The sequence below is a fragment of the Mycobacterium sp. genome (assembly GCF_049802695.1).
Taxonomy (GTDB): Bacteria; Actinomycetota; Actinomycetes; order Mycobacteriales; family Mycobacteriaceae; genus Mycobacterium.
Genome location: NZ_JBARMY010000434.1, coordinates 1 through 11,467, shown reverse-complemented (window position 1 = coordinate 11,467; position 11,467 = coordinate 1). Strand labels below are relative to the sequence as shown.

Annotated in this window: 12 protein-coding genes; 2 read left to right on the top strand and 10 right to left on the bottom strand. The window is 64.3% G+C overall.

What is annotated here, in order from left to right:
• The 6 genes from WA317_RS17445 to fadD5 form a co-directional block, all read right to left on the bottom strand.
• Window positions 1-1,103: MCE family protein (locus WA317_RS17445; RefSeq protein WP_425174224.1), on the bottom strand; the 1,103-nt coding region annotated here is incomplete at its 3' end.
• Window positions 1,100-2,140 carry a virulence factor Mce family protein gene (locus WA317_RS17440; protein WP_425174223.1) on the bottom strand — a complete coding sequence of 347 codons (1,041 nt, stop codon included), beginning with the start codon at window positions 2,138-2,140 and terminating at the stop codon, window positions 1,100-1,102. The genes WA317_RS17440 and WA317_RS17445, both read right to left, overlap by 4 nt.
• Window positions 2,137-3,453 (bottom strand): MCE family protein, encoded by a 1,317-nt coding sequence (locus WA317_RS17435; RefSeq protein WP_425174222.1) that lies wholly within the window; start codon window positions 3,451-3,453, stop codon window positions 2,137-2,139. The genes WA317_RS17440 and WA317_RS17435 overlap by 4 nt, the downstream gene beginning before the upstream one ends.
• A gap of 5 nt (window positions 3,454-3,458) precedes the next feature.
• Entirely contained in the window at window positions 3,459-4,328 is an 870-nt protein-coding gene (locus tag WA317_RS17430) for an MlaE family ABC transporter permease (protein WP_425174221.1), read from the bottom strand.
• A 1-nt stretch (window position 4,329) separates the two neighbouring features.
• Entirely contained in the window at window positions 4,330-5,130 is an 801-nt protein-coding gene (locus WA317_RS17425; protein WP_425174220.1) for an MlaE family ABC transporter permease, read from the bottom strand.
• Between the two features lie 269 nt (window positions 5,131-5,399).
• A complete protein-coding gene (gene fadD5 / locus WA317_RS17420; RefSeq protein WP_425174219.1) occupies window positions 5,400-7,052 on the bottom strand; it encodes a fatty-acid--CoA ligase FadD5 in 1,653 nt (550 codons plus the stop codon).
• Between the two features lie 117 nt (window positions 7,053-7,169).
• On the opposite strand from fadD5, the gene WA317_RS17415 reads away from it, so the two are divergent.
• Complete coding sequence (locus WA317_RS17415) at window positions 7,170-7,862, top strand: GntR family transcriptional regulator (protein ID WP_425174218.1); 693 nt, start codon at window positions 7,170-7,172, stop codon at window positions 7,860-7,862.
• On the opposite strand, the gene WA317_RS17410 is transcribed toward WA317_RS17415, so the two are convergent.
• Window positions 7,859-8,299 (bottom strand): SRPBCC family protein, encoded by a 441-nt coding sequence (locus tag WA317_RS17410; protein ID WP_425174217.1) that lies wholly within the window; start codon window positions 8,297-8,299, stop codon window positions 7,859-7,861. The genes WA317_RS17415 and WA317_RS17410 overlap by 4 nt on opposite strands.
• A 110-nt stretch (window positions 8,300-8,409) precedes the next feature.
• A complete protein-coding gene (locus tag WA317_RS17405) occupies window positions 8,410-8,910 on the bottom strand; it encodes an acyl-CoA thioesterase (protein WP_425174216.1) in 501 nt (166 codons plus the stop codon).
• A gap of 14 nt (window positions 8,911-8,924) precedes the next feature.
• Between WA317_RS17405 and WA317_RS17400 the strand changes: the two genes are divergently transcribed.
• Window positions 8,925-10,031, top strand: coding sequence for an alcohol dehydrogenase catalytic domain-containing protein (locus WA317_RS17400; RefSeq protein ID WP_425174215.1), 1,107 nt, complete (start codon window positions 8,925-8,927; stop codon window positions 10,029-10,031).
• A gap of 118 nt (window positions 10,032-10,149) precedes the next feature.
• Here the strand turns inward: WA317_RS17400 and WA317_RS17395 are convergent, their stop codons facing one another.
• Both WA317_RS17395 and WA317_RS17390 read right to left on the bottom strand, forming a co-directional pair.
• Window positions 10,150-10,740, bottom strand: coding sequence for a hypothetical protein (locus WA317_RS17395; protein ID WP_425174214.1), 591 nt, complete (start codon window positions 10,738-10,740; stop codon window positions 10,150-10,152).
• An 88-nt stretch (window positions 10,741-10,828) separates the two neighbouring features.
• Window positions 10,829-11,467 (bottom strand): CoA transferase (locus tag WA317_RS17390; protein ID WP_425174213.1); only part of this gene is annotated, 639 nt, incomplete at its 5' end.

Below are 11,467 nucleotides of genomic sequence, written 5' to 3'. Positions count from 1 at the left end.
CCTTCGAGCACCGGCGGGGCCGGCGGCGGTGCGCCATTGGGGAATCGGGTGCCGTTGGGGTCGGGGAACCGGAACGCCGGCAAACCCGCGTTGCGGTAGAACTCCTCCGGATCGATGCCACGCTTCTTGAATGCGGCGTCGACGTACGGCTGCAGCAGCTGATACGGCAACAGGTTGGCCAGCTGCACCTTAAAGTACGGTCCCGACGCAATGGTCTCGCCGAGCTGTTGAATGTTACGACCGCCCTTGGTAATTCCATCGGCCAGGTCCTGCTTACGCTCCTTGAGTAAGTCGCTGACCGTGCGCAACTGCTCCAACACGTGGTTCAGGTTGGGATTGTCGTTGATAAACTTCTGCACCTGGTTCGAGAAGCGGGCGATGTTGCTCAGCAACACGTCGATGGCTTGGCCACGTTCGTTGAGCGCAACCAGCAGGGTCTTCGTGTTGACCAACAGCCGGTCGACCTGGTCACTGCGGTCGCCCAGCACGCTGGCCACCTGATTGGCTTGCGCCAGTAGATGCTTGATCTCTTCGTCGCGCTTGCCGATGGTGTCGGAGAACTGAGCCACTCCGTCGAGAGCCGCGCTCAGGTGCGGATAGGTCTGATTAATGGTCTGCGACAACACGTTCAGCGATTGCTTGACGGTGTCGATGTCCCAGTTGGAGGCCGCTTTGGTGACGTCGAAGACGGCGTCGTAAAGCTGGTAAGGCTGTGCGCTCTGCCCCAACGGCAGCGTCGTATTGGGACGCAACATTTTGGTGCCGCGCGGATCAATCTCGAGCACTCGCCTCCCCAGCAGGGTGTCCGTGCGGATCGTGAGCCGGCTCTCGGCGCCGATGGGCTGACCGCCGGTCGTGAACTTCATCACGATGTGGTCACCATCAATTCTCATCGACTGTATGACACCGACGTTCAGGCCGGCGATGCGCACTTTGTCACCTTTGTTCATCCCGCCGGTGTCGGTGAACTGGCCGTAGTAAGCGGGCGAGGCGAACAACATCGGGACGCTGGTCATGGTTTGGCCGAAGGCTACGATCAGCAGCACCACCGTCAGGCCCATGAGCCCGATCCGTGTCCGGTTGGGCGGTTCCAGTGTTCTCATTGCGGCGTGCACCTACCGGTCGGTTGCTGGAAAAGCCGTACTGTGCGAACCGGGCCCCCAGGCTGAAGTCCGTTGAACTTCAGGGTGATGTCGCAGAAGTAGAAGTTCACGAAGTCGCCATAGCTGCCGATCGCGCGCCCGATCTTGTCCAGCGCGATCGGCGTCCTGTGCAGCTGGTCGTTGTACAGATCGCGCTGGTCGATGATCGGTTGCTGTATCGCATCAAGGTAGTTGATGGTCTTTTTCAGCAGCGCCTGGTTGTCCGCCAGCAGATCGGCGACTGCCCCGGTGCCGCTGCTGATGTTGGCGGCGTCCGCTGCCAGGTTGTCCGAGTGGTTGGCCAGGCCGGTGACCAGTTTCTCGAAGTTGTCGACTGTCTGGTCGAATTCTTTGCGATGGCGCACCGTGGTATCGAGCACGATGTTCAAGTTTTTGACCACCTGTCCGATCGCCTGATCACGTTCGGCGATGGTGGAGGTGAATTGGGCAGTCTGGTCGAGGATGTCGTTGATGGTTCCGCCCTGTCCCTGAAAGACGGTGATGATGGCCGAGGCGATGTTGTTGACCTTCTGCGGATCCAAGGCCCGAAACAGTGGCTTGAAACCACCGATCAGCGCGTCGAGATCCAGCGCCGGCGAAGTGCGAGACTGCGGAATGAACCCGCCCGGGGTGAGTAACTGGTCCACCCCCTGGCCCTGGCCGCGTTTCAGCTCCAGGTAGCGGTTGCCGATCAAATCGAGGTAGCGGATCTGCGCGGTCGTCGACTGATACAGCGGGACTGAACGGTCGACGTCGAATTTCACCTCGGCGCGGTGGCCGTTGTCCGCCAATTCGATGCTCTTGACCTTGCCGATCTCCACTCCGGAGGCGCGAACGAATTGACCTTCCCGCAGCCCGCTGACGTTGATGAACTCTGCGGTGTAACTGTTGGTCCGGTCGAACCGAATCTGGCCGAACACCACGATGATGGCTGCGGTGAAAAACGCCAGCACCACCGCGAAGATCGCCAACTTGATTACTGTGCCTCTGATGCTCATGGGTTGATCGTGTTATCCCCTACCTGACGGCCCCAGACGTACTCGATCGCATAGGGCGAACCGACTTCTAAGTGGTTGTAGGGCGCGACGCTGTTGCCGCTGTCCATCACCAGGTACGGCGCCGGCCAGAAATCGCGGGTGATCGGCTGCCAGCAGCCGGGTGCACCACCGGGTCCGCCCTTGGTATTTACCCTGGGCAGGTTTTCCGGATAGATGTAGGGATTCGGCGCACCGTTGATCGCTGCGGCCGGTGAGGCCAGCAGTAAACCCGGAAACAGCAGGCTGCCGAATATGAATGAGGGGTTCAGCAGAAGTGATGCCCCGGAGAGCAGCTCGCTGTCAGTACGCAGCGAGTAGCCGTTACTCGCGCCGGTGAAAGCAGCGACCTTGGGTTCGATGTCATGGTAGTTGCGGATGGTGCAAAACAGCTCGGGGCTGTATTCGTCGAGCAACTTGGCGGTAGGCACCAAGTCTGCCGCGCCACGATCCAGGTACGGGCCGCCGCGCTGGATGACGTCGCCAACGGTGTTGCCGAATCCAACGGCCGACATCAGCGCCGCATCGAGGTCGCTCTGCTGTCGGTTGAGGGTGCGTGCAGTGATCACGGTGTCGCTGAGGAAGTCGAAGAAGTTGGGCGCTGAGTTGGCGAAGGTGTCTGCAAGAGCTGCGAACTGCTGAATGTCGCGTCGAACCCTGGGCTGCTGAGGGTTGACGTTGTCGAGTACCGCATTGGCGTTGACGATCGATTGACCGAACTTGTCGCCCAGCCCGCTCAGCGCTTCCGCCGCCGCGCTCAACGTCAGGTTCAGCTTGACTGGATCGACCTGCTGGGAGAGCGAGGCGATCGTCTGGAACACCGTGTTGATCTCTGTGGTCACCGAGCGGGCATCAATCACATGCTGCGGCGAGATTCGTTGCGGCGTCGGGTGTTTGGGCGAGGTCAGCGACACGTACTTGCCGCCGAACAAGGTGGTCGCCCTGATGTCGGCGCGCACATTCTGCGGTATGAGCTTCAGGTATTTCGGATAGACGTCGAGCGAGAATTTGGCCGCGGGCTTGCCGTCGCGCGTCACCTCGGAAATCTCGGCCACCTTGCCGATCTCCACCCCGTTGTAGGTGACCTTCGAGCCGGGATCCATCACCAGACCCGCGCGAGCGGACAGCATCTGCAAGTGGACTTTCGGCGTGAAGTCTCCGCGAAACTGCAGGTATACCAGGGCAACTATGATCACCAAGATCACCAGCACCCCTAGACCGGCCAACTTATATGGCGGGTTAGGGATCTTGTTTTCTTTCCCCTCCGGATACGTCATGGCGATTACACCGTAAGAGCGAAGTTCGGGTTGACGCCGTAAAGCGCCAACTCAGCCAGCAGGATGACCAACTCCACCGACACGAGCGAGAAGCGCATCGATCGGCCAACGGCCTCGCCGACGCCGACCGGGCCGCCGGTTGCGTTGTAGCCGTAATAGCAGTGCGAGATCATGATGATCGCTGCCATCAGGATGACTTCTCCGAAGGACCAGAACACGTCCTCGGGACGCAGGAACGTCCGGAAATAGTGTTCGTAGGTGCCGTGCGACTGTCCATAGAGAAGCGTGGTAGTGACCTGAGGGGACAGGAAGGTCGCGATGATAGCCATCGCGTATAGCGGGATGATGACTATCAGTCCGGCGATGATTCTGGTGGACGCCAGGTAGGAGATCGACTTCACGCTGATCACCTCGAGGGCGTCAACCTCTTCGGCGATGCGCATGGCCCCCAGTTCGGCGGTCGCGCCGGCGCCCACCGTGGCCGCCAGCGAGACACCGGTGACGACCGGGGCGGCGAGGCGGACGTTGACGAACGCGGCGAGAAACCCGGTGAACGCCTCGAGACCGATATTGCCCAACGAGGAATAACCCTGGATCGCAACCAGTGAGCTCCCGGAGAGCGTCACGAATCCCACGATCGCGACGGTGCCGCCGACGACCGCCATGGCGCCGGTGCCCATGCCGATCTGGGCGATCAGCCGCAGCAATTCCTTGCGATACTCGCGGATTGCGTGCGGGATATTCGCGACGCTTTCCACCGCGAACCACGCCAGCTGGCCGGACTGCTCGAATCCCTGGCCCGCGGCGCTGCCGAAGCGGCGAACGCGGTCCGTTGCCCGCGGGAAGCGGGCGCGCAGTACAGCGGCAGTACTCATGTCACTTACCCGTTCCGAACCGCACACCGATCGTGGTCAATATGACGTTCACCGCATACAGCGCGACAACGCACAGCACCACAGTTTCGTTGACTGCGGTGCCCAGGCCCTTGGAGCCGCCGCCGACGGTCAGCCCGCGGTAGCAGCCGACCAGGCCGGCAATGAGCCCGAACACCGCGGCCTTGACCGTCGCGATGATTACTTCAGGCAGCCCGGTGAGTGTAGTCAGCGTGGCCAGGTAGGCGCCGCCCGACACGTTCTGCAGATAGACCCCGAAGACGTAGCCGCCGACTAGGCCGACAGTGATCACGAGGCCGTTGAGCAGGGTCGAGACGATGGTCGACGCAATCACCCGGGGCACCACCAGCCGGTAGATGGGGTCGATGCCCAGCACCTCCATAGCGTCGATCTCTTCCCGGATCGTGCGGGCACCCAGGTCAGCACAGATCGCCGTCGATCCGGCGCCGGCGACCACCAGCACGGTGGCCAGCGGGCCGAGCTGGGTAACCACGCCGATTCCCGCGCCCGCGCCGGAAAGGTCGGCGGCGCCGACCTCTTTCAGCAAGATGTTGAGCGTGAAGATGAGCAGCACCGTCAGCGGGATCGACACCATGATCGTCGGCAGCAGCGCGACCCTCATGATGAACCAGCACTGCTGGATCACTTCATTCCACTGGGGCGGCCAGTTGAACAGCGCCTTCCCGGTCAGCACGGTCATCCGGAAGAAGCCGCCGAGGACCGTCAGCGGGCCCTTCACCTGACCGCGAACGTAACCAACCAAACCCCCCGTCGATTCCGTCACTTCGGCCCCCTCCCCCCGGGACCGTCGACGCCACCGCTCAACGGTCGATCGTGTCGCACTCCGCCTCCTTGCCCCGGCTCTCTGCGTGTGACGGCCGTCTCCTTACTCACAGGTAGTAAGCGAGACCACAGGACTGTACCCGATGCCCCTTCGGGTGGGTGCGGCATCCGCACAATTGAACCTCCGTCGACTCCACAGTGAAATTATCGGTAACGTCAGTTGTCTGGTTGGGGCAGGATCGTTTGATTGTCAGCAACTTTCAAGCTCTTTCACCGAGCCCCCGTTCGAGGTTCTGCGGCGGCCGCGTAGCGCGCCCGCAGTTCGGTCTTGAGAACCTTGCCCGCCGGGTTGCGCGGCAGGGCGTCGACGATCTCCAGACTCTTGGGGTGCTTGTAGCGCGCCAGTCGCTCGGTGAGGAACTCGTCGAGGTCCTCGAGGCTTAACTTGTTTTGCGGCGCGTCTGCCACGACGGCCGCGACCGCGATCGGCACTTCGCCCCACTTCTCGTGGGCCCGACCGATGACAGCGACCTCGACGATGCCGGGATGGCCGGCGAGGACGTTCTCCACTTCGGCGCAGTAGATGTTTTCTCCACCGGAGATGATCATGTCCTTCTTGCGGTCCACCACCCAGACGTAGCCGTCCTCGTCCATCCGGACCAAGTCACCCGAGTGGAACCAGCCACCGGCGAAGGCCTCCGCGGTGGCCGCCGGATTGTTCCAGTAGCCCCTCATCAAAGTCGGTGCGCGATAGACGATTTCACCTATCTCACCGACGGGTACGTCGTTCATGTTCTCGTCGACGACGCGGGCGGCGACGGTGGGAATCACCTTGCCCACCGAACCGCGTTTGCGGATCGCGTCCTCCCCCAGCAGCATGCAGGTAACCGGCGACATCTCGGTCTGGCCGAACGCGGCAAGTATCTGGGCGCCCGGAAAGGTCTCTGACATCTCGCGCAGCAGCGTGTCCGACGCCGGCGCGGCGCCCCACGAGATCACCCGCAGCTTGAGCTCACGGGGGTTCTTTCGCTGAGCGGCGCACACCGCCTGCCATTGGGCGGGCACCAGGAAGATGCCGGTCACCTTCTCTACGTGCAGAACGTCCAGCAGTTGGCCGGGATCGAATGCGCCGAGCGGGTGGATCACGGTGGGCACGCCCAGCAGCATCCCGGTCAACATGTTGCCGATCCCGGCGATGTGGAAGAACGGCACACCGATGAAGCCGACGTCATTGTTGATGTCGGCGCCGTGGGTGTAGAGGCCCGTCATCGTCTGCCCGGTCAGGTTGGCGTGGGTGAGTACGGCACCCTTGGGCCGCCCGGTGGTGCCCGAGGTGTACACAATCAGCGCGGGTGAGTCGTTCGGGATGTCCACCGATTCGACCGATGCCGACGAGTTACTGGCCTCGTCGACCAGGTCCTCGTAAGCGAGCAGGCCGTCTCGGCCGTCGCCACCGGCCACGACGATCGTTTCCAGCAACGGCTGGATGTTGCGCACGCCGGTGGCCACCGCGGCCAGCACCGGTTCGGTGATCAATAAACGCGCCTCGCAGTCGCTGATGAGAAAGGCGATCTCGGCCGGGGTCAACCGGAAATTCACCGGCACCGCGATCGCGCCGAGCATGTTGATCGCCAGTACCGACTCCATGAACTCGGTGCGGTTGAGCATCAGGATCATCACTCGTTCGCCGAAGCCGACGCCGCGACGGTTCAGCGCACCCGCCAGTGCGGCGACTCGTTCGCGCAGCTGCGCCCATGTCAAGGTGTTGCCCAGGAAACGCAGCGCCGGCGCCTGCGGCTGCATCAGCGCGTGCCGGTCGAGTTGGTTGACCCAGTTCTGCCGCCGTGCAAGGTACGGCTGCTCGGTGGCGGTGGTCTTCGCGGTCAGCTGCGAGGTCACCTGGCGGTGTCCCTTCTCCGTCACTACGACTTGCGAGAAGTTGATATTTGATAAAACATAGTGTTGCCTGGGTCACACTATGGCCTGGACGCCGCGAAGACAAGGCCTTGCAAGCCGCCCGGATCCACCCGGAAGCGCCACGTGAAAGCACCCGGCTCCGCACAGCCCCGCAGCCGTCGCCCACTGCGTCGAGCGCAGCTGTCCGACGAGGTCGCGACCCATCTGCGGGCGGCAATCATGTCCGGCGCACTGGGCCCGGGGACTTTCATCCGGCTGGACGAAACCGCCGCCCAACTCGGGGTGAGTATCACCCCGGTGCGCGAGGCGCTGCTCAAACTCAGCGGCGAAGGCATGGTGCAGCTCCAGCCGCACCGCGGCCATGTCGTCATGCCGCTGAGTCGTCAAGACATCGACGACATCTTCTGGCTGCAGGCCGCCATCGCCAAGGAGCTTGCCGCCACCGCCGGCGCCAACATCACCGACGACGAGATCGACGAACTCGAGCACCTCAACGAGGCGCTGGCCGCGGCAATCGAACTCGGCGACGCCGAGGCGATCGCCGCGTCGGAGTTTTCTTTTCACCGGGTGTTCAACCAGGCCAGCGGCCGGACCAAATTGGCCTGGTTCCTGCTGCAAGCCGCGCGGTACATGCCTGTGATGGTGTATGCCGCCGACCCCGACTGGGGCGCTGCGGCGGTCAAGAACCACCAGCAGCTGATCGGCGCGCTACGCCGACGCGACATCGCGGCCGTCGTCGAACACACCGCGTGGCAGTTCATCGATGGGGCGCGCCGGCTGACCGAGAGGTTGGCGCGCAGCGGCGTCTGGAGCTAGCGGCTGGCCAGCTGCTCGGCGCGGCGTTTCAGGTTGTCAGCGAGATAATCCAGGACGTCATTGGCGACCTTCTTCACCATCAACTTGGGCACCGACAACTTCGGCTCGATGTCCATGTCGACGGTCAGCAAGCTGGTCGGGCCCATCTCCACAATGCTGAACAACTGCTCCTGCTTGGCGAACAGATCGCCCTGCTGCATGACCGTCTGGATCTGGGTTGCGCTCGGGTAGTACACCGCCTGGATGAAGACGCCCTCGAAGCCTTCGTACACCGCGTCGAGCCGCAACTGGCTGGGCCGACCGTCCGGGTAGCGGTGCAACACCCAGAGCCCTTTGATCTCCGTGTTCCATTGCGGATAGGACTCGAAGTCCGCGACGATGCCCATGATCGACGCGGCGTCGGCAGCCACCTCGACGGTCTTGCTCACGATCGGCATCGGCCGAGCATACGCGGCGCGCTGGGCAATGACGGCGACCCGCTTCACCCGGCCTTCACCCGCGCTCGCGATCGCCGCTGGCAATGACGGCGACCCGCTTCGCCCGGCTTTCACCCGCGCTCGCGATCGCCGCTGGCAATGACGGCCGTCGACAGTAGCGATCTGATCGCCTCGGGGATCGGCACCGGTCTGCGGTTGGTGCGGTCGACGTAGACGTGCACCCAGTGCCCCACGGCGGCGATGGCCTGCGGTTCGTCGGCGGCCAACTCCTCAGCGCCGCGGAAGACGCCGAGCCGATAGGTGACGCTGCTGCGTCCGAGCCGTGTCACCGCCAGCCCGACGACCAGCCGCTGCGGGAAATGCAGTTCGGAGAAGTAGCGGCAGCCGGATTCGGCGACGATGCCCTGGGCGGAAGTGGTGACCGGGTCGATGTCGACGTTCGCGCTGATCCAGCCGTTGACCGCGGTGTCGAAGAGCTGGTAGTAAACGGCGTTGTTGAGGTGACCGAACATGTCGTTGTCGGCCCATCGGGTGAGCACCGGCCAGTGCACTGGGAAGTCGCGACTGGTGAGCCCGTCCGAGTGCGGCGGGACCGCAGAAAACGGAGTCATGGTTGTATTCGACCATGACCGAAATCCGGGGAGCCGTGCTGGAGCACATCGGGTCGCCTCGCCCCTACGCCGAGTCGCGGCCGATCAGCGTCGCCGACGTCGAGCTTTCCCCGCCCGGGCCGGGTGAGCTGCAGGTCCGCATCGAAGCTGCCGGGGTGTGTCACTCCGATCTTTCGGTGGTGGACGGCAATCGGGTGCGGCCGACGCCCATGCTGCTCGGTCACGAGGCGGCCGGAATCGTCGAACGCACCGGCGCGGGTGTCGGCGACGTGAGCGTGGGCCAGCGGGTGGTCATGACGTTCTTGCCACGCTGCGGCCACTGCGCGGCGTGCGCGACTGACGGGCTGACGCCCTGCGAACCCGGCAGCGCTGCCAACAATGCCGGCACCTTGCTGGGCGGCGGGATGCGGCTGAGTCGGGGTGACGGTTCGGTGTATCACCACCTCGGCGTCTCCGCGTTTGCGACGCACGCCGTCGTTCACCGTGCCAGCGTGGTGCCAGTGCCCGACGACGTGCCACCGCCGGTCGCGTCGTTACTCGGCTGCGCGGTGCTGACCGGCGGAGGTGCGGTGCTCAACGTCGGCCGGCCGCAAGCCGGTCAGACAGTGATCGTCGTCGGCCTGGGCGGTGTCGGCATGGCGGCGGTCATGACTGCGCTGGCGCACGACGACGTTCGGGTGATCGCGGTCGACCAGCTGCCCGAAAAGCTGAACGCAGCGAAAGCTCTCGGCGCGCAGGAAAGTTACACGCCGCAAGCGGCGACCGAGGCCGGGGTCAAGGCCCATGTGGTCGTCGAGGCCGCCGGTCACCCCGCCGCGCTGCAGACGGCGATCGAGCTGACCGCGCCGGGCGGGCGGACCATCACGGTCGGGTTGCCGCCGCCGAGTGCGCGAATCGATTTGGCGCCGTTGGGTTTTGTCGCTGAGGGGCGATCGCTGATCGGCAGCTACCTGGGCTCAGCGGTGCCGTCGCGTGACATTCCGCGTTTCGTCGAGTTGTGGCGCTCCGGGCGGCTGCCGGTCGAGTCGCTGGTGTCCTCGACGATCACCCTCGACGACATCAACGACGCGATGGACCGGCTCGCCGACGGCATTGCGGTACGCCAGCTCATCACCTTCTGAAGGCTGCTGCAGGGCTTGATCCTGCACATTGGCCCGGGCCTGAACCCGCGCGGCACCGGTCATCGGTCGACCCGCCGGCGCACCGAGAGTTAGCCTTCACCGCTCGATGAACGTCGCATCACAGGACCGGAATCAGATCCGATGCAACCGGCAGGTGATTCGTCATGTCGCTGCGAAGCGTCTCGGTCGGCTCGACTGTCGACGAGATCCCCGCTGCGGCAAGCGCATGCCTTTTGAAGGCCCGGGCCGCGGCGCTGAGTACATGCCGCACAGCAGTGGTGCGGTGACCAACCGCAAGCGGCCAGCCACCGTCGATCAGCGCGACTTCGGTCGTCCGGCAAGCCAGGGCCGTCCGCACCATGTCGCGAACGCGGGCATCGGAGGCGAAGATGCCCGGGCTGACAACCAGACCGTGCCCGGCGGATGCCGGAATCGGCGCCCCGAGAACTGATGCCAGGTCCGCGGCGCGGGCCCCGATGATCTGCAACGGGCGGTTGTCGGTGTGCTGCGGTGCCAGCACGCTGACGTCCCAGCCGGCGGCCGTTTGGTCATAGAGCCACCCGCCGATCAAGCGCACCACGTCGGCGGTGTCGGACGCGACCACGTCGAGGCGATAGTTCAGCACCGGGTCGTCGCGGCGTTGTCCGTTGTCCGGCGCATTGACATCGGCGGTTTTCCGGTCGGCTGCGTCCACAGTTTGAGCGGTCACTCAGGCGTCCTCATCGTCGCACTCGCAATGGTCCTAGGACCCGGCCGACTCAGCGTGACACTTCTGAGTCAATCTGTAAAACCGCGGCTCAACTGCGGCGTGCCTCGAGTTCGGCGAGCACTTCGTCGGTGTGTTCGCCCAGCAGGGGCGCCGGGGATCGCGGCGCCCCTGGCGTGCCGTGGAAGTCCGCCGGTGTCGCGACCATGGGCACGACCGCGTTCCCGTCCGGTACGTCGACGATGCCGCCTGCGGCTTGAAACTGCTCGTCGACCACGACATCTTCCAGCGAATTGATCGGCGACCAGAAGAAATCGGGTTCGCCCGCAAACACCTCCGCCCACTCGGCCAGCGTCTTGGCCGCGAAGATCTGGTCCAGTTCGGCGACCAACTCCACGGCGTGGGCGGCCCGCGAGCGCGCGTCGGCGAAACGCGGGTCGGTCAGCCAGTCGGGGCGGCCCACCGCCCGGCACAGCGGCGGCCAGTGCCGGTTGACCTGCAAGCCTACAATCCAGAACCGCCGCCCGTCGCCTGCGGTGTAGTTGTTCATGGCCGGGTTGGCCATCGACTCGCGCCGGCCGATGGCGATGGGATTGCCGGTCATCAGGTAGGTGTTCAGGTCGAAACCCACCGTGTAGGCGCCTTGCCGGTACAGCGAGGTGCTGACCAGCTGCCCGGCGCCGGTGCGTTCGCGCGACAACAGCGCCGCGCAAATCGCGCCGGCCAGCGT

Excerpts from the sequence above, each read along its gene's own strand:
- WA317_RS17440 (WP_425174223.1), bottom strand. The coding sequence starts at position 2,140 with ATGAGCATCAGAGGCACAGTAATCAAGTTGGCGATCTTCGCGGTGGTG.
- WA317_RS17430 (WP_425174221.1), bottom strand. The coding sequence starts at position 4,328 with ATGAGTACTGCCGCTGTACTGCGCGCCCGCTTCCCGCGGGCAACGGAC.
- WA317_RS17400 (WP_425174215.1), top strand. The coding sequence starts at position 8,925 with ATGACCGAAATCCGGGGAGCCGTGCTGGAGCACATCGGGTCGCCTCGC.
- WA317_RS17435 (WP_425174222.1), bottom strand. The coding sequence starts at position 3,453 with ATGACGTATCCGGAGGGGAAAGAAAACAAGATCCCTAACCCGCCATAT.
- WA317_RS17405 (WP_425174216.1), bottom strand. The coding sequence starts at position 8,910 with ATGACTCCGTTTTCTGCGGTCCCGCCGCACTCGGACGGGCTCACCAGT.
- WA317_RS17410 (WP_425174217.1), bottom strand. The coding sequence starts at position 8,299 with ATGCCGATCGTGAGCAAGACCGTCGAGGTGGCTGCCGACGCCGCGTCG.